25 protein-coding genes and 1 other annotated feature are annotated in these 22,580 nt (G+C 39.7%); of the genes, 20 read left to right on the forward strand and 5 right to left on the reverse strand.

Annotated elements, in window-relative coordinates; all coding sequences use genetic code 11:
* The first annotated feature begins 7 nt into the window (after nucleotides 1-7).
* The 9 genes from D5F11_RS07355 to D5F11_RS07395 all read left to right on the forward strand — a co-directional run bounded on the left by D5F11_RS07355 (nucleotide 8) and on the right by D5F11_RS07395 (nucleotide 8,163).
* Nucleotides 8-1,621 (forward strand): ABC1 kinase family protein, encoded by a 1,614-nt coding sequence (locus D5F11_RS07355; protein WP_120117580.1) that lies wholly within the window; start codon nucleotides 8-10, stop codon nucleotides 1,619-1,621.
* Nucleotides 1,622-1,807: 186 nt separating this feature from the next.
* Nucleotides 1,808-2,047, forward strand: a complete 240-nt coding sequence (locus tag D5F11_RS07360) for a YhfM domain-containing protein (protein WP_245998122.1) — start codon at nucleotides 1,808-1,810, stop codon at nucleotides 2,045-2,047.
* A 214-nt stretch (nucleotides 2,048-2,261) separates the two neighbouring features.
* Complete coding sequence (locus tag D5F11_RS07365) at nucleotides 2,262-3,041, forward strand: hypothetical protein (protein ID WP_245998125.1); 780 nt, start codon at nucleotides 2,262-2,264, stop codon at nucleotides 3,039-3,041.
* A gap of 83 nt (nucleotides 3,042-3,124) precedes the next feature.
* Nucleotides 3,125-3,742, forward strand: a complete 618-nt coding sequence (locus tag D5F11_RS07370; RefSeq protein ID WP_120117581.1) for a cupin domain-containing protein — start codon at nucleotides 3,125-3,127, stop codon at nucleotides 3,740-3,742.
* 73 nt (nucleotides 3,743-3,815) lie between these two features.
* Nucleotides 3,816-4,060 (forward strand) — a binding site (T-box leader).
* Nucleotides 4,061-4,107: 47 nt separating this feature from the next.
* On the forward strand, nucleotides 4,108-5,652 hold the full coding sequence (locus D5F11_RS07375; RefSeq protein ID WP_120117582.1) for a 2-isopropylmalate synthase: 1,545 nt from the start codon (nucleotides 4,108-4,110) through the stop codon (nucleotides 5,650-5,652).
* A 229-nt stretch (nucleotides 5,653-5,881) separates the two neighbouring features.
* On the forward strand, nucleotides 5,882-6,442 hold the full coding sequence (locus D5F11_RS07380; RefSeq protein WP_120117583.1) for a TetR/AcrR family transcriptional regulator: 561 nt from the start codon (nucleotides 5,882-5,884) through the stop codon (nucleotides 6,440-6,442).
* Nucleotides 6,443-6,447: 5 nt separating this feature from the next.
* Complete coding sequence (locus D5F11_RS07385; RefSeq protein ID WP_120117617.1) at nucleotides 6,448-6,816, forward strand: DMT family transporter; 369 nt, start codon at nucleotides 6,448-6,450, stop codon at nucleotides 6,814-6,816.
* 28 nt (nucleotides 6,817-6,844) lie between these two features.
* Nucleotides 6,845-7,228 (forward strand): DUF5360 family protein, encoded by a 384-nt coding sequence (locus D5F11_RS07390; protein ID WP_185830574.1) that lies wholly within the window; start codon nucleotides 6,845-6,847, stop codon nucleotides 7,226-7,228.
* A 464-nt stretch (nucleotides 7,229-7,692) separates the two neighbouring features.
* Nucleotides 7,693-8,163 carry a 2-thiouracil desulfurase family protein gene (locus tag D5F11_RS07395; RefSeq protein ID WP_120117585.1) on the forward strand — a complete coding sequence of 157 codons (471 nt, stop codon included), beginning with the start codon at nucleotides 7,693-7,695 and terminating at the stop codon, nucleotides 8,161-8,163.
* A 74-nt stretch (nucleotides 8,164-8,237) separates the two neighbouring features.
* On the opposite strand, the gene fabZ is transcribed toward D5F11_RS07395, so the two are convergent.
* The 3 genes from fabZ to D5F11_RS07410 form a co-directional block, all read right to left on the reverse strand.
* Nucleotides 8,238-8,672: a 3-hydroxyacyl-ACP dehydratase FabZ gene (gene fabZ, locus D5F11_RS07400; protein ID WP_120117586.1), complete on the reverse strand. Its 435-nt coding sequence runs from the start codon at nucleotides 8,670-8,672 to the stop codon at nucleotides 8,238-8,240.
* The gene (locus D5F11_RS07405) at nucleotides 8,665-9,654 is read right to left on the reverse strand and encodes a ketoacyl-ACP synthase III (RefSeq protein WP_120117618.1); all 990 of its coding nucleotides are present in this window, start codon (nucleotides 9,652-9,654) and stop codon (nucleotides 8,665-8,667) included. Before D5F11_RS07405 ends, fabZ begins: the two co-directional genes overlap by 8 nt.
* Before the next feature lie 87 nt (nucleotides 9,655-9,741).
* Nucleotides 9,742-10,314, reverse strand: coding sequence for a lysophospholipid acyltransferase family protein (locus D5F11_RS07410; RefSeq protein ID WP_120117587.1), 573 nt, complete (start codon nucleotides 10,312-10,314; stop codon nucleotides 9,742-9,744).
* 129 nt (nucleotides 10,315-10,443) lie between these two features.
* Here D5F11_RS07410 and D5F11_RS07415 point away from each other — a divergent pair, with 129 nt between their 5' ends.
* Together D5F11_RS07415 and D5F11_RS07420 are read left to right on the forward strand one after the other, a co-directional pair.
* Nucleotides 10,444-10,635, forward strand: a complete 192-nt coding sequence (locus D5F11_RS07415) for a hypothetical protein (RefSeq protein ID WP_126646520.1) — start codon at nucleotides 10,444-10,446, stop codon at nucleotides 10,633-10,635.
* Nucleotides 10,636-10,761: 126 nt separating this feature from the next.
* A complete protein-coding gene (locus D5F11_RS07420) occupies nucleotides 10,762-11,694 on the forward strand; it encodes a zinc-dependent alcohol dehydrogenase family protein (protein WP_120117619.1) in 933 nt (310 codons plus the stop codon).
* Between the two features lie 122 nt (nucleotides 11,695-11,816).
* Here D5F11_RS07420 and D5F11_RS07425 read toward each other — a convergent pair whose 3' ends face one another.
* Nucleotides 11,817-12,419, reverse strand: a complete 603-nt coding sequence (locus tag D5F11_RS07425; RefSeq protein WP_120117588.1) for a LysE/ArgO family amino acid transporter — start codon at nucleotides 12,417-12,419, stop codon at nucleotides 11,817-11,819.
* 97 nt (nucleotides 12,420-12,516) lie between these two features.
* On the opposite strand from D5F11_RS07425, the gene D5F11_RS07430 reads away from it, so the two are divergent.
* The 6 genes from D5F11_RS07430 to D5F11_RS07455 all read left to right on the forward strand — a co-directional run bounded on the left by D5F11_RS07430 (nucleotide 12,517) and on the right by D5F11_RS07455 (nucleotide 17,306).
* A complete protein-coding gene (locus D5F11_RS07430) occupies nucleotides 12,517-13,953 on the forward strand; it encodes an aminotransferase-like domain-containing protein (RefSeq protein WP_120117589.1) in 1,437 nt (478 codons plus the stop codon).
* A gap of 114 nt (nucleotides 13,954-14,067) precedes the next feature.
* Nucleotides 14,068-14,301 (forward strand): hypothetical protein, encoded by a 234-nt coding sequence (locus D5F11_RS07435; RefSeq protein WP_120117590.1) that lies wholly within the window; start codon nucleotides 14,068-14,070, stop codon nucleotides 14,299-14,301.
* 189 nt (nucleotides 14,302-14,490) lie between these two features.
* Nucleotides 14,491-14,724 carry a hypothetical protein gene (locus D5F11_RS07440; RefSeq protein ID WP_120117591.1) on the forward strand — a complete coding sequence of 78 codons (234 nt, stop codon included), beginning with the start codon at nucleotides 14,491-14,493 and terminating at the stop codon, nucleotides 14,722-14,724.
* A gap of 1 nt (nucleotide 14,725) precedes the next feature.
* Complete coding sequence (locus D5F11_RS07445) at nucleotides 14,726-15,511, forward strand: YwqG family protein (RefSeq protein WP_120117592.1); 786 nt, start codon at nucleotides 14,726-14,728, stop codon at nucleotides 15,509-15,511.
* Nucleotides 15,512-15,653: 142 nt separating this feature from the next.
* Nucleotides 15,654-16,454, forward strand: coding sequence for an Fpg/Nei family DNA glycosylase (locus D5F11_RS07450; protein ID WP_120117593.1), 801 nt, complete (start codon nucleotides 15,654-15,656; stop codon nucleotides 16,452-16,454).
* A 15-nt stretch (nucleotides 16,455-16,469) separates the two neighbouring features.
* On the forward strand, nucleotides 16,470-17,306 hold the full coding sequence (locus D5F11_RS07455; RefSeq protein WP_120117594.1) for a deoxyribonuclease IV: 837 nt from the start codon (nucleotides 16,470-16,472) through the stop codon (nucleotides 17,304-17,306).
* A gap of 180 nt (nucleotides 17,307-17,486) precedes the next feature.
* Here the strand turns inward: D5F11_RS07455 and D5F11_RS07460 are convergent, their stop codons facing one another.
* A complete protein-coding gene (locus D5F11_RS07460) occupies nucleotides 17,487-18,965 on the reverse strand; it encodes an MDR family MFS transporter (RefSeq protein ID WP_120117595.1) in 1,479 nt (492 codons plus the stop codon).
* A gap of 753 nt (nucleotides 18,966-19,718) precedes the next feature.
* Here D5F11_RS07460 and D5F11_RS07465 point away from each other — a divergent pair.
* From D5F11_RS07465 to D5F11_RS07475, 3 genes are all read left to right on the forward strand, one after another.
* Nucleotides 19,719-20,732 carry a DUF1835 domain-containing protein gene (locus D5F11_RS07465; RefSeq protein WP_245998129.1) on the forward strand — a complete coding sequence of 338 codons (1,014 nt, stop codon included), beginning with the start codon at nucleotides 19,719-19,721 and terminating at the stop codon, nucleotides 20,730-20,732.
* A gap of 70 nt (nucleotides 20,733-20,802) precedes the next feature.
* Nucleotides 20,803-21,444, forward strand: a complete 642-nt coding sequence (locus tag D5F11_RS07470) for a response regulator (RefSeq protein WP_120117596.1) — start codon at nucleotides 20,803-20,805, stop codon at nucleotides 21,442-21,444.
* Nucleotides 21,445-21,446: 2 nt separating this feature from the next.
* Complete coding sequence (locus D5F11_RS07475) at nucleotides 21,447-22,556, forward strand: sensor histidine kinase (protein WP_120117597.1); 1,110 nt, start codon at nucleotides 21,447-21,449, stop codon at nucleotides 22,554-22,556.
* The last annotated feature ends 24 nt before the right edge of the window (nucleotides 22,557-22,580 follow it).

Genomic DNA, 22,580 nt, shown 5'->3' on the forward strand with positions numbered 1-22,580 from the left:
TTGATCGATGAAGAACAAAAGCAAATTAGTACGGGTGTATAAGGTATTATCGATGTTCTTTATTTTCTTTATTCAGATTTATTGGTACAAACTGAGTAGGAAGCCTGAGGCTGAATGGGAAAAGCTGTGGATGAATGTTGGAAAAAGGTTTCGGAGGACTCTTTTTGAATTGGAAGGACTGCTTATTAAAGTGGGACAGATTATTAGCAGTCGTGCTGATCTGTTTCCACGGCCATTAATTCGCGAAATAGAGGTTCTTACCGACAATGTTCCACCTTCTGATTGGAGTGAAATTCAGGAGATTCTTGAAGAAGAGTGGGGAAGCAATTATAAAGATTTCTTGCTTTCTATTGAAAAAGAGGCGATTGCTTCCGCTTCAATTGGAGAAGTATATAAAGGTGTTCTCCAAAATGGATCAACCGTAGCCATTAAAGTGCAACGCCCGCACATAGATTCTGTTGTTCAAACCGATTTTCGCACATTAGATATTGTGATTTGGTTTGCAAACTATTTTTTGCCTATTCCAAAGAGGTTTATTAATCTTAAAGTTTTGTTTTCAGAGCTAAAGCAAGTGATTGAAAGGGAGCTTGATTTTACAAAGGAGAAGGAAACTCTTCTATACTTTCAAGAAAGATTCAAGGGTCGTGAGATTGTTCAAATTCCGAAAGTATATACTGAATTTTGCACATCAAAAGTATTGGTGATGGAATGGGTAGATGGAATAAAAATCACCGATTCCACGGAAATAGATCAGTTAAATGTAACTCGTAAGCAATTGGCTCAGCGGCTCATCAAGGTGTTCCTGCCGCAATGGCTTGAGCCCGGTATATTTCATGCTGATCCACATCCTGGAAACATACTTATATCTGAAGAGGGGCGTATCATCCTGCTCGATTTCGGTATGACGGGTGAAATTTCAAAAAATGATGCCTCTGCTTTTCAAAGTTTAATTGAAAGCTTTCTGGCTAAAAATTATGCCAAGGCTGTCGAATGTCTGTCACGTTTAGGTTTCTTGCTACCTGAGGCTGACACTAGGATGATGGAAAGGTTGTTGGCTGAATGGATGAATTTCCAACCTGTTCAAATGACTGAAATGGATTTGATAGCCTTTAAACGTGAACTTAACCTCATGATTCAGGCGCTCCCAATCCAGGTTCCGACCCGCTTTGTCTTTTTGGGTCGGTCTTTTGTTACGATTGAAGGAATTGTGACTCATTTGGTGCCAGAAGAGGAAATCCTTGATCTGGGTAAGCCTGTTTTTATGGAATGGTTAATGTCCCAGGGGAATAAATGGTCCTTCATCTGGCAATGGATCCAGTCACAGCCGATATTTGGGGTTTTTCACTCAGTGACAGAGTTTTTAAAGGCACCAGAAAAATTGGAACTTATGAAGGAAACTGAACAAAGAAGACAGTTTCAATTTACGATTTACGAAAATCATAAAAAGCAGCTATTTCATATGACTTTGTTTGGGTTAACAGGGGCTGCCGCAGGAATCTACCTATCAAACCTGGTAATCTTGAAACTTTTTATCGCACTCTCTGCTGTTTCGATTGCGGGTTATGCAATGACCAGTTATAAGCTGAAAAAATGGATGAAGTACATGCATAAAAAACGGTGACTATAGGGAGCTATGGAATGATGGCATTAAGAAAGGGGAGAGGCTCTTGAAAGCAGGATTGACATTGGTTTAGGTTCTTTTAGATGAAAAAATAGCAGAAGTGAAAACCTCAAAGTCAAAAGGGTTTGGTGGGATGAATAAAAATAGTTTTCTATCCATAAAAGATAAGGAATCTCTTTAAACATAATGGAAAAAGCAATCACAACTGCCATGAAGCAGCCGGGAAAGGATAAGATTACGGACCCTGATTATGATGTCAAGGTGGAATATGAGTCAAAAGAAGGGGAGTTGCCCACACATGAGCTCCATTTATGGTTGGGAGAAAAGAATGAACAAAGTATGTTTATGTATGTTGCGGACGATTCCGTTTATCTAACTTCAGCGGAGATGACCCGAAAATTAAGGGAGCTCTTTCAAATTAACTAATATTTGCAAAGAGGTGCGGAACTTTGACTGTGGTGAATAAATTAATATTTAACATAAAGCTTTGAGCCTTGGTGGGAGAGTTATTCGTTTTTAAAGTTTTTATACATTATGTTTTTTTAAGGTGATTGAAATCGAAAAATTAATACTGAACAAGTGTATCAGCTTTACTTCAGACTTAACTTTTGTGGCTGGTCAAATAACAGTGGATGGGACATTGCTCATAATTGAAAGCAGTTTGAAGGAGCTTGATTATTTTCAACGTCCCGTGCCAAAACGCAATTGGATTATTCGGATGATTAAAGATGAAAGTATCGAAACAGTCGAATTGAAAAAAGTCCCGTTGATGCCTACGAAATTAGATTTATTTTCCGACGGTACATTATTACTAGTGCAGTCTCGCTGTTTGAAAGACGGCGCAAATATTGAGAGAAATGCGAGAAGGTTTAATCCTAACGGGCAGTTAATTGATGCTTTCACGCTTGGAGATGGAATAGAAAGCGTACAAATAGATGAAACAGATACGATCTGGGTAAGTTATTTTGATGAAGGAGTATTTGGAAATTTTGGATGGGAACAGCCTATGGGGAGTGAAGGAGTTATTGCTTACACCATGAATGGACGTAAGCTTTGGGGGGCAGGCAGCTTTGATATTGTTGACTGTTATGCGCTGAATGTTGCGGATTCAAAGGAAGTTTATTTTTACTACTACGATGACTTTTATCTTGTTCATTTGAATGAGATGAAAGACTCCGTTCGCTATTGTGTTGAAGGTAAGAACACATTACAGCAATTCATGTTTGACGAGGCGGGTTTAATTGGCCAAGTGGATATGAATACGATTATGCGTTTCACTATAAGAAACCGGATGATTACACCAAAAGAAAAAATGCAGCTGACGGATGAATGGGGCAAACGTATTATTGGTCCAGTTTTTATGCGGGGAAGATATCTGTATGCTTATGGAAAGGATGGGATTTATAGAAGAAGTTTGTAGATTACCGGATGCTGAAGTGTTCACACCGTATGTTACTTCCGCATATACAGGGTAGTGGCACTCATCTTTATAGGAGGGTTTCCATGACCAAGTCTGGTTTTGTCCCCGATAATACAAACATAAAGAAAACGAGTGGTACCCCTAATCTTTTTATTGATTCAAAGGATAATATTTTCTTTGAAAGAGATCCTGAAAATATCGCTTATAAAGTCACATCTACCCAGATACCGGCAATGGTAGGAGGAGCGTTTGTAGATCTTCATCTTACAAAAGGAAATATCAGGGAGCCGCATTGGCATCCAAATGCCTGGGAATTGGATGTCGTTGTTTCAGGTAAAGCCATTATTTCCATTGTTGATCCAAATACTAAAACGCTACATAACTACAGCGTGAAGCCGGGCCAAGTAGTCTTTATTCCAATGGCATGGTGGCATTGGATTAGGCCGGTAACAGAAAAATTGCATCTTCACCTATTCTTTAACAATGATCAATTTGAGTCAGCGGAGGGGTCCGATATGTTACGTTTAACACCCCCGGAGGTTTTTCAGCTTTCTTATGGTGTTGATGCCAAAGAAATAGCTGATGCATTGCTTCCAGTTACAGAATCTGTTGTTATAGGTCCATCGACTAAATCAGCACGCTCAACACCTCGTGCCAATGAGATTTCCATAAATATTAACAATAAATCTATAAAAATATAAATTTTATAGCTAAATTTAATTTTGGTATTGACAACTTCAATATCTCGATATATGATTGCTTATAATCAAATAACAACAAGCAAAGATTGGAAATAGTAAAAGGACAATAAGCTTTTCAGAGAGCCGATGGCTGGTGAGAATCGGTAGTTATTCCCTTTGAACTCCTCCAAGAGCTGCTCCCTGAACAAACTTCAGTAGGGGATGCCGGGTTTCTGCCGTTAAAAGGATAGGTGGTGATAGCCGCCGAAAATGAGTGGGTTATTTATGTTTTAATTTAACCAATTAGAGTGGTACCGCGAGCACAGCCTCGTCTCTATATTTTTATAGAGACGGGGCTTTTTTATATTAAAAAGGAGTGTATTGAAATGGCGAGAAAAATTTGGGTATTTGATACGACTTTAAGAGATGGAGAGCAGGTTCCAGGTGCAAAGCTGAACCAATATGAAAAGCTGGAAGTGGCACAGCAGCTTAAAAAGCTTGGGGTTGATATGATTGAAGCGGGCTTTCCTTCATCCTCCACTGGCGATTTCAATGCAGTGAAAGAAATTGCCACTAAAGTGGGAAATACAGATGATATTATCATTACTGCGTTGGCAAGAGCAGTAAAATCTGATATTGATGCGGTTTATAACAGTGTAAAAGATGCTAATAATCCGCTCATCCATATAGTTTTGGGTACTTCAGATATTCATGTGGAAAAGAAATTCGGAAAATCGAAAGACCAGATAATGGATATTGGTGTGGAAGCAGTGAAATATGCAAAAAGCTTATTGCCTGACGTTCAGTACTCAACAGAGGATGCATCCCGCTCCGATTTTGAGTACTTATGGAAAACGATTGAATCAGTTGTTAAGGCTGGGGCTACCATTATTAATGTTCCCGATACGGTCGGGTATGCTGAGCCGGAAGAATTTGGTGAACTGATTTTTAAACTAAATGACCGTTTGAAGAATTTGGATGATACTGTTCTTTTAAGTGTCCATTGTCATAATGACCTTGGCATGGCAACAGCCAACACTTTAGCTGCAATCAAAAACGGGGCGGATAAAGTGGAGTGTACGATAAATGGAATTGGCGAACGCGCCGGTAATGCAGCACTTGAAGAAGTCGTAATGTCCATGAATACTCGTTCATCTATCTATCAGGCTTACACGAACATCAATACTAAGGAGATTATGAATACCTCTAAGCTGGTAAGCAGTTTTATGGGGCTTGATGTTCAAGTGAATAAAGCTATCACGGGGGACAATGCCTTCGCTCATTCCTCAGGTATCCACCAAGACGGATTGCTGAAGTCGAGAGATGCTTACGAAATCATCAGCCCGCTTGAAGTCGGACTGGACGATATGGAGCTTGTATTAACAGCACGGTCTGGCCGTCATGCAGTTAAAAATGCTCTTAACAAATTAGGATTTAACGAATTCACGGATATACAATTTGAAGAGATTTTTGCAGACTTCCTTGAAATGGCTGATAAGAAAAAAGAGGTTTATAACCATGATTTATATATCATTGTTGAGAACTATTTCAAAGAATCTCATATTAGCGATAATTTCTTTGAATTGGTGGATTTACAAGTGATCAGTAACACAAGCTTTCCGTCAGCCAGCGTGAAATTAAAAAAGGAAGGCCAAATATTGGAGGGAAGCGCAGTTGGCTCGGGCCCAATCGATGCTCTATATTCCGCTATTATGGAGATCAGCCAGCTTGACATTCAACTGCAAGAATACAACATCAGCAGTGTCTCAAGAGGGAAAGAGGCAGTGGGGAAAGTTAAAATTCAAGTGGAATTCAGAGGTGAGAAGTATACTGCTAAAGCAACGGACACTGATATTATGAAGGCAAGTGCACTTGCATTTATCAATGCAATAAATAACATTGTTGTGGAGCATTTAGTCCCGGCAAACTAACATCAAATCAGATTGGTAGTGGGTAGGAGACAACCTATAAAATATTGAATTAGTCATATCCACTAAAAAACGTGGCAAGACCATCTAATTTAGATAGTTTAGATGGTCTTTTTTTTATGCACATAACCAATAGGTTAGCTTGACGAATTAGCTTTGGAATACTATAATCCAATTGATCGGTACTAAAAATAAAAAAATAGTACCGAGGTGGAGGCGAGGAATTTATTCCGTGAAAAAGCAATTACAAGAAACCGTACTTGAACTCATTGTACAAAAAGGGCTCAAGTTTACAATCGATGATATCGCTGCAAAACAAGGGATCAGCAAAAGGACCGTTTACGAACACTTTGATTCGAAACAACATTTGATCGAGACAATTGTAGATGATGCGATTGAAGAAGTGAAACAACGCGAACAAGAGATTTTTCACAAAAAAGAGTTAAGCTATAAACAAAAACTGACTGCTGTGTTATCGATTGTTCCAAGTGGATTGAGCTTTGGGGATACTGTGCTGCTCGAGCAAATGAAACGGTTTGCCCCCAATGAATGGGTCAAAATTGATGAACTTATCCAGAATGGATGGCAAACAGTCCAGAAAGTAATTGAACGCGGTATTAAAAATGGAGAATTTCGTCCGCTTCATGTTCCCAGCGTAATTCAATTGTTGCGTGGAGCATCAATGGCCATTTTCGATCCCGACTTTCATACTCACAATGTGAATTCCTTGGAAAAAAACGTAGCAACAATGGTGGATGTCATCATGCATGGACTGATCAATGAGGAGGAGTGATGGAAATGGCATGGATATATTTAACAGCAGCGATCTTGTTCGAAGTAGTTGGAACCGTTTCGATGAAACTGTCACATGGATTTACAAAGGCAATTCCCTCGGTACTCATGATTATATTTTATCTGCTTGCCTTCACTTGTTTAAATTTCACCTTAAAAACGATTCCGGTCAGTGTCGCTTATGCTATCTGGTCAGGGGTTGGGACGGCGGCCATTGCGGTTATCGGATATATAGCTTTCAAAGAGACTTTAACAGTCATGAAGGTTACCGCTATTATTTTAATCATTGTCGGGGTCGCCCTCCTAAATATTAGCTCGGAATCAAGCGAGACAGACAAGACTCGTTTGAATGCGCAGCATGAGATGGAAGCATAATATGAAAAGCATTCAAAAAGAGCCATCAATGCGAGTTCTAAAGTGGTTTTTTCTTGTTGTGGATTTTTCTTTTATATTGTATTTCAGTGCTACTGCCATTGGAATTATTCCAATTGAATACGCCTATTCAGATTATACAAATCCGATTTTGGTTACTTGGAACTGGTCTTTTTTGCCGCTTGACATAGTTATTTCGCTTACTGGTTTAAGTTCGATTTATTTGCATCGAAAGGGTCGTGCTGAATGGAAATCAATTGCTTTGCTTTCACTCGTTCTAACATTCTGTTCTGGGTTGATGGCCATATCATTTTGGGCGATTCGCCTGGAATTTGACGCTGTATGGTGGATTCCTAATTTAGTGCTGATGCTCTATCCTTTGTTTTTCATTCCTAAGTTTATGAAAGTAGGGTGAAAGTGGAACACTCATTTTCACTATGTTTAAAAGTTCTCATAATAAAGAAGGATGGCCATGAAGGGATATTAACTTCATTCAGCAGAAGTCTCCCACTTCTGTAAGTGGTGAGATGAATGCCTATTGGTATTCCATTCAGTAGGGGTTCAAACCCCGGCTGAATAAAGTTAAAGCCTCCGGCGGATGCCTCAGATTTTCAGAGGAAATTGATCGAGCGGAGCTCGATAAAATCTGGGCGCAAATACGCCAAGGCGCATTTGATCATTCCGGGGCCACTCGTCGCTTTGTTTTTCCGTAATTAAGTGAGTGCAAATCGTTACCTTTATAGTCTGGATGTCATTTACATATGTCCCTGCATTGATTATACTTGCGTTGATTAAAAAGCGAAGACGAAAGGCGAACTGTAAAAATATCCTGAAATCAGCAACGGGTTCTGTATAATGAACAAAAAAGGGGGTAGCCAGATGATTTTGGTGAGTTCTTGCTTGGCAGGTTTGGAAGTTAGATATGATGGGAGACATAGTCTGCATGACAAAATAAAAAAGTTGGTGGGGGAAAATAAAGCAATCACGATATGCCCTGAACTGAGCGGGGGATTTTCCACCCCAAGGGAGCCAGCGGAAATAACAGGTGGAGATGGGTATGATGTTCTTGATGGGAAGGCGAAGGTAATAGATAGGTCAGGTAGAGAGGTCACGGATTTGTACATGAAAGGTGCTCACGCGACGCTAAAACTAGCAAAGGAAATCAAGGCATCACTTGTAGTATTGAAGGAGAACAGCCCATCCTGCGGCAGCTCCATGATTTACGACGGTGAATTTAATGGCAATAAGATTGCCGGCGACGGCGTTACGTCCGCCTTACTGAAAAGAAATGGCTTTCGGGTTATTTCGGAAGAACAGTTGGATGAAAAAACGATTGAATCCTTCCTTTAACTTAAGATTGGTGGCACTGTTACGGCTCATAGACCAATAGGAGGGGGATCCCCCCTATTGGGCAGTCCGGCTGACTATTGACCCTGATCACCAAATGCAAATAGAAGATCTAACTCACATACTAAATCTCCATCAACAGTAGCGATTCCTTTTCCTTTGCCGATAGCTCCTTTTAATCGAGTAATTTCAACTTCCATCCGAAGCTGATCCCCTGGTTTTACCTGCTTTTTAAAGCGACATTTATCTATTCCCGCTAACAAACCCAGGCGTCCACGGTTGCCTTCTTGGGATAACATGGCAACCGCACTTACTTGAGCCAATGCTTCGATAATCAACACCCCAGGCATTACTGGATCGTCAGGAAAATGACCATTAAAAAAACGCTCATTTACAGTCACATTTTTAATCCCGACAGCCCTTTTGCCTTCCTCAAGCTCTATAATCTTATCCACTAAAAGAAATGGATGGCGATGTTTAATCGTGTCTTTAATTTCCTGAACATCAAACATCTTCAACGTCCCATTTCAAAATCACCCCGGCATGTGTCAGTCCTCCGCCAAACCCATAAGCTAACAGGGTGTCGCCGCTTTTTAATTTTCCTTCGTCTATGCCTAACTGCATTGCTAACGGGATCGAAACCGATGAAGTATTTCCCAAATATTCAACGCTTGTCAATGTTTTTTCAAGTGAAATCTCTGATTTTTCACAAATGGATTCGATCATACGCAAATTAGCACTGTGCGGAATAAACCAGTCAATGTCATCCTTCTTTAACCCAGCTTTGTGCAGTAATTCATTTATACCTGACGGAAGCGTGCGAGAAGCCCATTTATATACTTCTCTTCCGTTTTGTACCAGCATTCCAGACGGATTCAAAGGCTGCCCCTGCATTGTAGTGGATAGATTTGTGCTATATACATGGCTGCCTCCTTCCCCGTAGGTTCCCATGTGGCTGGCGATAAAGCCTGGCATTTCATCATCCCTTTCCACTATAATAGCAGCGGCTCCGTCACCAAATAAAATACAAGTTGTCCGGTCTGTGTAATCCGTGATTTTGGACAAGGTTTCGGCAGCAACAAATAAAATTTTTCGATGAAGTCCAGACGTAATCAATCCGTTGGCTACGTGCAATCCATAAGTGAAACCAGCACAAGCTGAATTCAGGTCCATTGCACCAGTCTGTTTTATCTGAAAATGTTTTTGGATTTGGCTTGCTACATTCGGAAATGTGTAGTCGGGTGTAGAGGTGGCTACAATGATGCAATCTACATCAGAAACATCTTTTTTGTATCGTTTGATTAAGTTCTCTACCGCTCGGAGAGCCAATGTTGAAGAAAATTCGTTTTCAGCGGCAATCCTTCTTTCTTTCATTCCGGTTCTTTGGACGATCCATTCGTTGTTAGTATCGACCATTTTCTCTAAATCTTCATTTGTCAATCTTTTTTCCGGGACATAGGTTCCAAATGCTGTTATTCTGGCTTTGGATTGGATGTTAGTCATTAAATCGCTCCTTTTTTTATCATAAGGTACTATCACTTAGTGCTAATTAAAGTGTATGAAAAACCCATGGCAGCTTTGTTATTTTGTTTTAAGGGAATTTATTTTTTCTGATAAGAGATCGGTATATGCTGCCAGCTCAGATTTATTGTTAGTATTTACATAGAAAGGTTCTCCAAAAATGATGTTGGCTTTTCTTGCTCTCCATAACTCTTTTATATTTGCCGGCCCTTCATATGCGGCCGGAATAATCGGAACCTTTGCTAAATTCGCAATGGTGACTGCTCCCCTTTTTAATGAAACTTCTTCCGCCGTTCTTGTCCCGCCCGGAAAAATGCCCACAACTTCACCTGATTTCAGTAGCTTAATAGGTGTCTTTATGCTGCTTGGTGAAGGATTATCACGGTTGACAGGAAAAGCATTAATCTTAGTAAGAAAAAAAGAAGACAACTTATTTGTGAACAGTTCTTGCTTCGCCATAAAATGAATCGGGCGCGGCGTACAAATTCCCAGAATGACAACATCTAACCAGCCTTTATGTGTGCATGTTAAAATAAAACCGCCTTCTGATGGAAGTACATGTTTGTTACTGACGTCCACTTTACCGAGGGTACGCAAAATGATGGTGGCCAATACTAGAACAAATTTGTACATGAAATCACTCCAAATTACTATCAAGTTATAGTACCTGGTGCTAATTATAAAGAAAATGAAAATAATATTCAACTAGCTTTCACTTTTAACTTCATTCAGCAGAAGTCTCCCACTTTTGTAAGTGGTGAGATGAATGCATATTGTTATTCCATTCAGTTGGGGTTCAAACCTCAGCTGAATAAAATCTGGGCGCAAATACGCCAAGGCGCATTTGATTCGATTGACCTATTGAAATCATTGTCTAGTTTATCCTTTGAAAGTCATGGTTCAATACTATTTTCTAAGTCACGGGTTGGCGAGAAGAAACAAATTGAATTTTGATTGTACGTTGTGGTTGAAACGGGATATCATTAAGTAAATTGAACTTTGTCAAAGGAGACTCTTGCCTTGAAAAAAGCAAAATGCATTAAATTTTATGAGTTTGGTAATCCGGAAGACGTTTTAAAAATGGAATATAAAAGTGTTCAGACTCCGGCTGATAATGAAATTCTTGTGCGTATGCTGGTTCGTCCAATTAATCCGTCTGACTTAATCCCCATAAGAGGCTCTTATGCTCATCGAATTTCTTTACCGGCTATTCCTGGTTATGAAGGAGTGGGAATCGTTGAGGAGGCAGGGGCGGCGGTATCTAAAAACCTCATTGGAAAGCGGGTGCTGCCTTTACGTGGGGAAGGTACTTGGCAGGAATTTGTGACAACATCAGCAGAATTTGCAGTCCCCATTCCTGACTCTATTGATGACATCATTGCATCTCAAATGTATATCAATCCAATTACAGCATGGGTGATTTGTACAGAAAAGCTTGGGCTACGTCCTGGTGATACGTTGTTGGTCAATGCTTGCGGCTCTTCGATCGGACGTATTTTTGTCCAATTGTCAAAAGTGCTGGGTTTCCGGTTAATTGCGGTAACCAGAAATGATCAATACACTGATGAGCTAAATCGCCTAGGTGCCCAGTATGTCATTAATACATCCAAGGAATCATTGCGTGAGACCGTTTTGGAGTTAACGAATGGGCGGGGGGCTTCCGCTGCTATTGATTTAGTGGGGGGGCAATCTGGTACTGAATTAGCTTATTGTATACAGCCTCAAGGGATTTTTTTAAGCATTGGACTTTTATCTGGAATACCCGTAGACTGGGCAGAGATTGCAAGGAAAACAATGGTGAGCGCTCAAATATTTCATTTGCGGCATTGGAATGATAGAGTATCGACAGAAACCTGGCAAGGAACCTTCAATCATTTGATCGCATTAATAAATAATAACCAATTAAGTCTAATGAAGCCCGCTTTCCGGTACAACTTATCAGAAATAAAAGCAGCTGTTACATCCAGTGAAACTCTTAATATGAGGAGAGGGAAAGTATTTTTAACAAGCTAGAGAAATAGATTTCCCTCAAAAACATACGATATGTCTATTTAACAGAAGGATAAAGCATCTCATTGAAGCAAGCTTTCGGTAAACACCCCTAATGGTTAGGGGTGTAGGCAAATGTTGTGCGGTTAGATCAAATCAATGATTAGATAAATGGCGGTGGCCCAAATGAACAAGGCGGAGCACTTGTTGAATATGTTCATTAAACCTCCACTATCATCCAACTTCTTCATCATCATACCTGCAAAAGTTAACCCGATGAACCAGATCCAGGATACTGCAATACAGGCGATTGTGAACAAGATTTGTTCTGTTCCAGTATATTTTAATGCACTTGTTCCAATTACACCAACAGTGTCCAGGATGGCGTGTGGATTTAATAAAGACACGGATAATGCAAAAAAGATTTGTTGCCGGATGGGCAATGCTTGATTTGTTTCAGTTGTTGCAGGCTGGGCTTTCCAGATCGCATACCCCATATAAAGCAGAAATAAAATACCGGCTATCATAAGAATAAGACGAAGCCATTCAAACTGTAAAACGATGACAGAGACGCCTAAGACGGCTAAAAGGATTAAAAATGTATCGCATAAACCAGCGGTAATCGTGGCTGGAAGTGCCCGAACCAAATTCGGTTGTGTTGCTCCTTGTGAAAATACAAATACATTTTGCACGCCCAAAGGCAATATAAGTCCGAATGCCAAAATGACTCCATGAATAATACTTTCCAAGTGGTCAACTCCTTTCAATTACTATCTTACTATGGTAAAAATATAAGAAAACGGCCAATTGGGTGGTTTTTTATCCACCCAATTTAGGAGGGGTTGGATGAATTGGAAACCAAAACGGTACTCCCATTTGACCATTCATGATCAAATTGTGGATTGGGTAAAGTCTCGAATTGAACGAGGGGATTGGCCTGTAGGAACGAAGCTCCCGACACAGCGCCAGCTAGCAGCAGAGTTTAATGTGAATCGAAGCACTGTACAGCTTGCTCTTGATGAACTAAAAGCAGATGGTTTAATCGAATCTAAAGTAGGGGCAGGAGTATTTGTGGCCAATAATTCTTGGAATATGTTTTTGGACAAAGCCCAATTGAATTGGAATCAGCACATTGAATCAAGCATATATAAGCCCAATTACCATACAATTCAACTGATTAATGAACATGAACAAATGGATCGCATCATCCGTCTGGGAACAGGTGAATTATCACCGGACTTGCTTCCTGCGAAACAAATTGAGCAGTCATTAAAGGAAATATCACTTAAACCAAAGGCAATAGGGTATTCATCACCGCAAGGAAGTGAAAAGCTTCGTGTGACTTTATGTAAATATTTAAAAAGCAGGGGAATTGAAACTGCCCCTGAAAATATTTTAATTGTGTCAGGAGCACTGCAGGCACTTCAATTAATTGCCATTGGATTATTGGAGAAAGAATCAATTGTCTTCCAGGAACAGCCATCCTATTTAAATTCGGTCCACCCGTTTCAATCAGCGGGGATGCGGATGATTTCAATTTCACGGGATGCAGCTTTAACAAACAATTTACGGAAATTCAAAAGGAAAAGGCAATCAGTATTTTATTGTGTGCCATCTTTACATAATCCGACAGGAAAAAGTTGGTCGATGGAGGAAAAGAAAGCGGTATACAATGCGTGCAAGGAGCTGCAGATACCAATTATTGAGGACGATGTTTACCATGAGTTGGCATTTGAAACCCCTGCTTCTCCAATAAAGTCAATTGACACATCAGGACAAGTGCTTTATATTGGCAGTGTTTCGAAAACCTTAAGTCCAGGACTCAGGATCGGGTGGGTAGTTGCACCTTCACCAGTCATCGAGCGGCTAGGCGATATAAAAATGCAAACGGACTATGGTTCCAGTGCTTTTTCTCAAGAAATCGTAGCCCATTGGATTTCTTCTGGCCTATATGAGACACATCTGATTAAACTTCGTGAACAATTAAAAAGAAGAGCTGCATTTGTCGAGGCTATATTAGAGCGGGACTTTCAAAGAGCTGCAACCTGGAAAAGGTCCGAAGGCGGCTTCTACATTTGGCTCAGGTTTCGTGAACCTATTGTGAATAAGGCGCTTTTTTTAAATTTGCTTCATCATAATGTTTTAATTAACCCAGGCTATATATATGAGACAAAGGATCTGCATCACATTCGCCTCTCCTATGCTTATGCAACTTTAGAAGATTTAAAGAAAGGGTTGAAAATTTTACTGGAATTAGTTGAGAACCGGCATAGGAGGGGCTGAAAAAGATAATTTGGTTCTATTTGAAGTATTTCGTTTAACTTGAGTGGTGTGAATATTAATGAAAGATGAGACCGAGTATAATATACGAATAAAATATTAAAAGGGGATAGATTTATGAACCTAGGTCAACAAAAATTCAAGTCGTTTATTTTAGAAAGAGTCAAAGAAGGCGAGCAGGACAATGCAGAGGCATTGCTCACGGAAAGCTTTCAGAAGCTGGATGTAAGAAGTTTTGACCAGGAATATTTAAAGACCTTTATGCCGCAGATGAAAAACTTGTTAAAACCAGAGCATGTCAGCGAGGTTGAAGCGATTATGAAAGAGTTTGGTGCGAAATTTTCCCGATAATAAATGGGGGACAAGGAATAAAACTTGTCCCTTTTTTAATCATGTTGCTTGAACACTGACCTTTGATCTGAAAAACGAATTAATCTATCCTTCTGGGATAACAAACGATTTTCAATTACCTTTTTCATTATAAACGATAAGTATTTTAACTTTATTCAGCAGAAGTCTCCCATTTCAGTAAGTGGTGAGATGAATGCATATTGGTATTCCATTCAGTGGGGTTTCAAACCCCGGCTGAATAAAGTTAAAGCCTCCGGCGGATGCCACAGATTTTCAGAGGAAATTTATCGAGCGGAGCTCGATAAAATCTGGGCGCAAATACGCCAAGGCGCATTTGATGTATTGTGTGTATTGAAAAAGCTACCATTCTATGAGATATTCACTTATAATAGGAACAAACGTTCTATTGGGAGGTTGAGATAAAATGGAATTACCACATCAATTAAAACCATTCGCTGAAGATTTAGAAAATACCAAGGAGCCGAGTCTGATTGTTGATGGAAGAATTCAAAAGACGGGGCCATTGGAAAGCAAGTTTGGCGGTCATCCGTACTGGCTGAAGGGGGATCCGTATCCAGCAACTCAAAACGGGGAGCCGCTTCGATTTTTGGCTCAAATTAATTTTAATGAAATAGAATCCCCATTACCTGAATATCCAACGGAAGGAATCTTACAGTTTTTTGTGGCGGATGATGATGTGTATGGTTTAAATTTCGATGATATGACGATTCAGGATACATTTCGAGTTGTTTATCATGAAACGATTGAAACTAATGAGTCCAAATGGATGACAGATTTTCCAGCCATCAAGGATGATAATTATTTTCCTATAGAAAAGGAATGTGCTTTAACATTTAAGCGTTCTGAAGAAATAATGTCTGCTAATGATTATCGTTTCAACGCTTTAACAAAGCTCAATGTACTGCTGGAAAAAGAAGATTACGATCAATATGATGAGATTATGGATCAGTACTACGAGTTGGCGAGTGGACAGGGGTCAAAAATAGGAGGATATCCGTTTTTTACTCAGGAGGATCCTAGGGCATATGGAGATTATCCGTCCTACGACACACTTTTATTGCAAATAGATACGGATGATGATCTGGATATTATGTGGGGCGACGGGGGAGTTGCCAACTTCTTTATCTCATCGGATGATTTAAAAAAACGGGATTTTTCTAAGGTTCTCTACAACTGGGATTGTCATTAAATCGTTCATTATTATTTATGAAAAAAAACGGATCGGATGAGATCCGTTTTTTTCATTCCAGGGTCCATCCAACTTTCAGTTATGCTTTTTGGCATCTTGAGGAATAATGAGTTAATGATCAATAATAAACGGAGGATACACAATGCCGGAATTGCCAGAGATGGAAACATACAAGTCCCAGCTTCAGCAATTGATTGGGGGCCATACCGTTTCAGGAATTGTAATCAATCGTAAAAAATCAATCAATGTTCCAGAAGACCAATTTTTTCACAAGGTGTTGAATCAAAAAATCGCAGCGATTGATAGAAGAGCCAAATATTTAGTTTTTCGTCTGCAAAATGGCTCTTGTTTATTATTGCATCTGATGCTTGGGGGATGGATGTTCTATGGAAAGAAAGAAGAACAACCAGATCGTACGGTCCAGGTCCAATTGTCATTTGGAGATCAACATCTTTATTTCATAGGGCTTCGTTTGGGGTATTTACATCTTCTCACTCCAGAAATGATAAACAATGAGCTTCAAAATATCGGGCCGGAGCCGTTGGACCCAAATTTTACGCTGAATGCTTTTCTAGCCATAATGAAAAACAAAAGAGGCGGGTTGAAAACAACACTGCTGAAACAAGAAGTCCTTGCTGGGATAGGCAACCGTTATTCAGATGAAATCCTTTGGGATGCACAGCTTCTGCCAGAAAGAAAAATACACGAGTTGGAACAAGACGAAACTGTCCGCCTATACGATTCAATCAGAATTGTCCTTCAGAATGGTATTCAACATGGAGGGTATATGGGACCACTTTTTAAGGGAGATAGTAAAACAGGTGGTTATAAGATGGTTGTTCACGGGCTCGAAGGAAAAGCATGTAAGCGCTGCGGGGCTCCTATAGTGAAAATTGAAATGTCCTCTCGGAAAACATATTATTGTAAAAATTGTCAGCATTAAGCAAGGAGAATGAATATGAGATTCGGTTGTCATCTTTCTATTCGGGATGGATACCTCGGAGCTGCAAAAAAAGCCTATGCTATAAATGCCAGTGCTTTTCAATACTTCCCGAAAAATCCTCGGAGTCTATCTGTAAAAGACTATAACAAAGAAGATGCAGCATTATGTAAAACGTTTTGCAAAGAAAACGGCATATTGTCTGTAAGTCATTCTCCCTATCCCACCAGTTTGACTCCCCACAATGATCAAAAGCGCGTCCATATCATCGATTCTTTGTTGAATGACTTGGAAATTACCGAAGCATGTGGTTCCATAGGTGTTGTTGTCCACTTTGGCAAACCCGTACCTCATTTGACCCTCCTTGAAAGCTATCAACTTATGATCGAGATGCTAAATGATATTCTCAAACAATGGGAAGGAACTGCTAAAATTTTGCTGGAAAATAACGCAGGGATACCAGGTACAATGGGGACGACTCTAGAAGAACTTGTGCAAATTCGCAAATTAAGTGAGTTCCCCGAGAAAATCGGTTTTTGCCTTGATACGTGTCATGCCTTTTCCTGTGGTTTATGGGATGGTGAAAATTGGAATGACGTGTTAAAAAAAGGAGAGGGACTACATTACTTCGATGGACTAGAAGTTATTCATTTGAATAACTCTAAGTATGAAGCAGGAAAGGGAAAGGACCGGCATGCTTCTATCTTTAAGGGTGGCCGTATAACGTTAGAGCAATTTGACCAACTAATCAACACGCCTTTGTTGGTAAACACGCCATTTATATTGGAAACGCCCAAAGAGGAAGTGCCGCATACAAAAGAAATTCAATTACTTCAAGACAGATGGGGTGATTGAGAATGGATTACTTGTTAGTTAAACTTTTGGAGTAGGAGATATATGGAACGATCCCATACAACAGGATAAAAGGTTGACTTCATAGTATCGATTGATTGGAAGGTAGATGGAGTGTCGATTAGCCAGACGCATGATCTGTTCTATAATTCAGCACCTGGCTAATGACTTGCAAAAATGGATTTAATTATTATCTATTATTTTTTCATCTGCTGGTCTCGCTCGATAAACGAAAAAAGCCAATATGACCGCTACAATGGCCAAAACAAAACCGATAAAGTAGACGAGTTCAACACCTGCGACCATCGCTTCTTTGATTGTGGTCGGGTCCGTTGGGTTGCTTGCTTTTTGTAAGAAATGATTCTGTCTGGCATTCATAATGCTTATAAATACTGATACCCCAATTGCCCCTGCAACAGGTTGAAGTGTGCTCATAAGTGAGGTTCCGTGCGGATACAGCCTTTTAGGAAGTTGATTCAAACCATTTGTTTCCGCAGGCATCATAATGGCGGAAACAGTCAGCATCAGTAACAAATATCCGACGACAATAACCCATAGTGGTGTGGTCATACTTAACCTGCTCATCATGAACATGGTCAAGCTCAACACAATAGTAGCTGGAATCATTAGTATTTTTGGCCCGAACTTATCAAAAAGATGGCCCATGAATGGAGACATGACTCCATTTAGAATGCTTCCCGGCAATAAAACCAGTCCTGCTGTTGCGGGCAATAACCCCAGGGGCCCCTGCATATACATCGGTAAAATGATCTCTGATGAAAACATTGCCATGATGATAATCAAAAACATGAAAACCGCATGTGTATACATAGGGTATTTAAACACTCTCAAATCCATCACTGGTTCTTCCAATTTTAACTGTCTAATGGAAAACAATATGATTCCTGCAATTCCTACAACGATTGTTATAGCAACGTTCGGACTCAGGAATCCTGCTTCACTATCCCCGGCGGCACTGAATCCATAGACGATGCCTCCAAATCCGATAGTAGAAAAAAACAACGACAAAATATCAATCTTTGGTTTCGTCACTTCTGATACATTGATTAAATATTTATAGGCGAAAGCAATTGAAAATAAGCTGAATGGGATGACAGTGATGAACAGGTAGCGCCAACCTAAATATTCAACGATGACTCCCGATAAAGTTGGCCCAATGGCTGGTGCAAACATAATCACGAGTCCAATCATTCCCATGATTTTCCCACGTCTTTCCGGTGGAAACAACAGTAAAAAGACATTAAATATAAAGGGGATTAATATCCCAGTGCCGACGGCTTGGATTAAACGTCCCGCCAACAACATGGGGAAATTCACTGCAAGAGCGCTAATAGTTGTTCCAATCGTAAAAATGATCATGATCCCCAAAAATAATTGTCGTGTGGTGAACCATTGTAATAGCAGGGCTGAAGCAGGAATAACGACTCCCATTACAAGCATAAATCCAGTTGCCATCCATTGAACGGTGGGAAGTGTAACATGGAATTCTTCCATTAAGGTTTTTAGGGCAATATTTAATAATGTTTCATTCAATATAGCAAAAAAGGCACCAATAATGAGTGACAGCATTATTGGCATTACTTTCACATTTGGATCATCTGCTAAGTATTCATATGTTGTTGGGCTATCTTGGTTTTTCATTTAGGGAAAACTCCTCATGTTAAAGTGATAAACAAAAAAAGATATGAGTGAAATTTTGGGAACATTCGACAAAATGGGGGCAGCATTTAGGCATGGAATTGATCTTTACACTGACATATTACAGTATGAGCAATGTTTTTGAAAGCAGGAAGGTACCCTCCAATATTTGCTTATTGATCACGCAGCTTCTTGCTGCATTCACGCTTCATGATGGTATTTATATTTACGGAAAACTCCTGTGAAAGTTTCAACAATATACTACTCTATTTTCAAAAATGATTTCATCGTAGTTTGCCATTGCTTTTATGTATCAGGTTGAAAAAGGTTTCTTCTTTTTAAGCCTGCAACTATTTAAGGGTTCGTGTTTGCTTTTTAATGCCAATATTTAACTTCATTCAGCAGAAGTCTCCCACTTCTATAAGTGGTGAGATGAATGCCTATTGGTATTCCATTCAGTGGGGGTTCAAACCCCGGCTGAATAAAGTTAAAGCCTCCGGCGGATGCCACAGATTTTTAGAGGAAATTAGTCGAGCGTAGCTCGATAAAATCTGGGCGCAAATACGCCAAGGCGCAAATGATTGTATTCGGATTTTTTGTAGAATGGAAGAGGTGTTAATCCCCAATGTGATAGTATAAATGAAGGTATTGTTTGCATTTTCTAAATATGCAATTGTTGAAGTGGTTATGTACTTTTCTTTAAGAGTCTGGAACAGAATCGATGGGTGATTAGACGAGAGAGGTGGAATCTTTACCATGGAAGAACTACATAAATCAATAGACAAACTCCCCTGTAGTGAGGCAAAAGATTTGTTAAGTAATGTCATGTGTCAATTGAACATCATGAAGGAATCTCAGGAAGATCGGGATGAGATAATCGAAGGGCTTATTTCTCTATACGATGAGACTCTTAGAAAAAATGATCAATACTTGGCGAGAGAATATAAAACTGTACATATTGTATGCGGAGAAGCGGCAGCGGGAACTTTACGTGTGGGGCTGGGGTTCGGAAATAAGGTGATCGGCTTTCCAGATTTCTTTGCTGAAGGACCGATCTGGCAGCTGCATCAGGATGCAGGCCGTAAACATCGTTATGAATGGCTAAAGGATCACCTCAATATAGAAAATAATTATATGGAAGAAGAATATGAGCAGAGGATCTTCAAAACGCTCGAGGAATTGAAGGCGATTCCTATGCATATGCCGATTGTGTTATGGACGGCTGAAAATGCGCATGAACAAGCAGGAATGCTTTACATCATTTATTTGTTGAAGGATAAAGTAAATGATGTTTTTCTCATTAACTCGACTGTGGGTTTTAAGGAGCTATATGAAGCAGAAGCAGAGAGGGAGGACGAATTTTTTTGGCATACAGGAGGAATTGAATCCGAAAAAATAAATTCAATCGCTAAAAATCGACGCTTACATCCGCTCTCTGCAGAAACAAGAAGAAAATACGAAGAAGAATGGATTGCACTGGCGGAAACGAAAGAGGTTTTACGCGTATGGAAAAAAGGAACAATAAAATCCGTGCATGATCATTATTTCGATCCAATCATTATTGAGCAAGCCCGAAAACTCCACGCTGAGCAGGAAAAACATGATTTCATATTATCTGCTAGACTCATTGGGGAAGTTTTAGGGGACTTGGATCAGCCGATAGGGGATGCTTTTTTAGAAGACAGGCTAAGGACGCTTATATATAAAGGCGTTTTTGAGATAAAGGGAATTCCAAAAGGAATACGGCATTATAGTGTAAAATTGCCCTAAGGACATTTTAGGAAATGTTCCCAATTCTATCAAATTCAAGTATGATGTTTAAGATGGGAGGGGGTTCTGGATGACCATTAGAATTATCATTGCGGATGATAACCCGTTTATTCGGGAGGGTTTGAAAATCATCTTGAATACATATGAAGAATTTGACGTAGTATCACTAGTGAATGATGGGGAAGAAGCGGTGGAATATTGCCGGTCGCATGATGTGGATATTGCGTTATTGGATGTGCGCATGCCTCACATGAATGGTGTGGAAGCGACCAGGAAAATTGTGGAATCCACGAAAACGAAACCAGTCATTTTGACTACTTTCGATGATGATGACTACATACTTGGAGCGATTAAAAATGGAGCAAAAGGATATTTGTTAAAAAACAATGATCCGGAACGAATCCGGGATGCCCTCAAAAGCGTCTACCATGGAACAAGCATTATCCAGGATGAAATGCTGGATAAAATCAAGGATTCTTTATCAGGCGGGCCTCAAGTATCCGAGGCGAAATTTGATACAACAATGTTCACGCAACGGGAGCTGGAGATTATGTCCTTTATTGCCAAAGGGTATTCCAATAAAGAGATATCAGAACAATTGTATATATCTGGAGGAACTGTTGCGAACTATATCACCTCTATTTTAGATAAAACGGGCTTAAAGCATCGTACTCAAATAGCTGTTTATTATTTGACAGGGAAAGTTTACTGACAATGGAACGCTGGACAATCATCAATAAACTAATTCTCATTTTCTATATTGCGTTGGTTCTTGTTTCTGAGGACGTTCAAGGCATTCCGTGGGCTGTATTTTTACTATTGATTTATTTATGTATCAATATTTGTTCACATCTTTTTACTCAACGCGTTCTCATGACTCTGTTTTTGCTTGCCTCCATGACAACATCTATTATTGGTGGTATATATGTTTATCCATTGTTCTTTTTTCTTTTACCGCTATCGATTGTAGAACTCTTAGGTATGTGGAAGACACCCAAAATATTATCTTTCATCTTAGCCGTTATCCCTGTTTTTTATATTCAATCAGAAATACAGGCTCAATATGTATTGGTGATGATTTATACGTTTTTGACATATACCATGAGCATGATTTTTCATGAACGGCATATGGAGAAAGAAAGTCAGGTAGATGTCCTGCATATGAAGCAACAGAAGCTTCTAAAACAAATCAATGAAAATGATGCGTATTTAAAACAATCTGCTTATATGCTTAAGTTAGAGGAGCGAAACAGAATCTCACAGGAAATCCATGATACGATTGGGCATTCCATTACTGGAGCTCTGATTCAAATGGAGGCGGCGAAAAGGCTGATGGTGGAAGATCGCAAAAAGGCGACGGAGCTACTTCAAAATGCAATTGGTATCACCCAAGACGGTATTGACAGTATTCGGTTAACATTGAAAAATATGAAACCCCCAATCGAGCAGGTAGGAATTAACCGATTGAAGCTGTATATTGATGAATTTGCAGCTAAGCATAATAAACGGACTGTCCTAACCTATAACGGGAATATGGATTGGATTACCCCGATTCAATGGAAGATTATTCAGGAAAATGTAACAGAAGCTTTAACAAATTCACTGAAATATGCATGGGGGAGTACGCAGATTTCAATTGATGTTCAAGTCTTGAACAAGCTAATTAAGGTTGAAGTAAAGGATAATGGCAAAGGCGCGGAAAAAATCGAAAAGGGATTGGGCATTATTGGAATGGAGGAGAGGACTGCTGCAATTGACGGAAAAATCATTATTGATGGAAGCAATGGATTCACTGTGACGACCCTTCTACCGGTTCATCAGTGAGATTTTCATTCGAAATCATGAAAA

Source organism: Siminovitchia terrae, assembly GCF_003605405.2.
Classification (GTDB): Bacteria; Bacillota; Bacilli; order Bacillales; family Bacillaceae_C; genus Siminovitchia; species Siminovitchia terrae.

Bases quoted from the DNA above. Each gene is read 5' to 3' on its own strand.
- D5F11_RS07470 (WP_120117596.1), top strand. From the start codon at position 20,803: ATGACCATTAGAATTATCATTGCGGATGATAACCCGTTTATTCGGGAG.
- D5F11_RS07465 (WP_245998129.1), top strand. From the start codon at position 19,719: ATGGAAGAACTACATAAATCAATAGACAAACTCCCCTGTAGTGAGGCA.
- D5F11_RS07415 (WP_126646520.1), top strand. From the start codon at position 10,444: ATGAATGCATATTGTTATTCCATTCAGTTGGGGTTCAAACCTCAGCTG.
- D5F11_RS07430 (WP_120117589.1), top strand. From the start codon at position 12,517: ATGAATTGGAAACCAAAACGGTACTCCCATTTGACCATTCATGATCAA.
- D5F11_RS07450 (WP_120117593.1), top strand. From the start codon at position 15,654: ATGCCGGAATTGCCAGAGATGGAAACATACAAGTCCCAGCTTCAGCAA.
- D5F11_RS07420 (WP_120117619.1), top strand. From the start codon at position 10,762: ATGGAATATAAAAGTGTTCAGACTCCGGCTGATAATGAAATTCTTGTG.
- D5F11_RS07475 (WP_120117597.1), top strand. From the start codon at position 21,447: ATGGAACGCTGGACAATCATCAATAAACTAATTCTCATTTTCTATATT.
- D5F11_RS07455 (WP_120117594.1), top strand. From the start codon at position 16,470: ATGAGATTCGGTTGTCATCTTTCTATTCGGGATGGATACCTCGGAGCT.
- D5F11_RS07395 (WP_120117585.1), top strand. From the start codon at position 7,693: ATGATTTTGGTGAGTTCTTGCTTGGCAGGTTTGGAAGTTAGATATGAT.
- D5F11_RS07445 (WP_120117592.1), top strand. From the start codon at position 14,726: ATGGAATTACCACATCAATTAAAACCATTCGCTGAAGATTTAGAAAAT.
- D5F11_RS07460 (WP_120117595.1), bottom strand. From the start codon at position 18,965: ATGAAAAACCAAGATAGCCCAACAACATATGAATACTTAGCAGATGAT.
- D5F11_RS07370 (WP_120117581.1), top strand. From the start codon at position 3,125: ATGACCAAGTCTGGTTTTGTCCCCGATAATACAAACATAAAGAAAACG.
- D5F11_RS07410 (WP_120117587.1), bottom strand. From the start codon at position 10,314: ATGTACAAATTTGTTCTAGTATTGGCCACCATCATTTTGCGTACCCTC.
- D5F11_RS07355 (WP_120117580.1), top strand. From the start codon at position 8: ATGAAGAACAAAAGCAAATTAGTACGGGTGTATAAGGTATTATCGATG.
- D5F11_RS07435 (WP_120117590.1), top strand. From the start codon at position 14,068: ATGAACCTAGGTCAACAAAAATTCAAGTCGTTTATTTTAGAAAGAGTC.
- D5F11_RS07440 (WP_120117591.1), top strand. From the start codon at position 14,491: ATGAATGCATATTGGTATTCCATTCAGTGGGGTTTCAAACCCCGGCTG.
- D5F11_RS07390 (WP_185830574.1), top strand. From the start codon at position 6,845: ATGCGAGTTCTAAAGTGGTTTTTTCTTGTTGTGGATTTTTCTTTTATA.
- D5F11_RS07360 (WP_245998122.1), top strand. From the start codon at position 1,808: ATGGAAAAAGCAATCACAACTGCCATGAAGCAGCCGGGAAAGGATAAG.
- D5F11_RS07385 (WP_120117617.1), top strand. From the start codon at position 6,448: ATGGCATGGATATATTTAACAGCAGCGATCTTGTTCGAAGTAGTTGGA.
- D5F11_RS07375 (WP_120117582.1), top strand. From the start codon at position 4,108: ATGGCGAGAAAAATTTGGGTATTTGATACGACTTTAAGAGATGGAGAG.
- fabZ (WP_120117586.1), bottom strand. From the start codon at position 8,672: ATGTTTGATGTTCAGGAAATTAAAGACACGATTAAACATCGCCATCCA.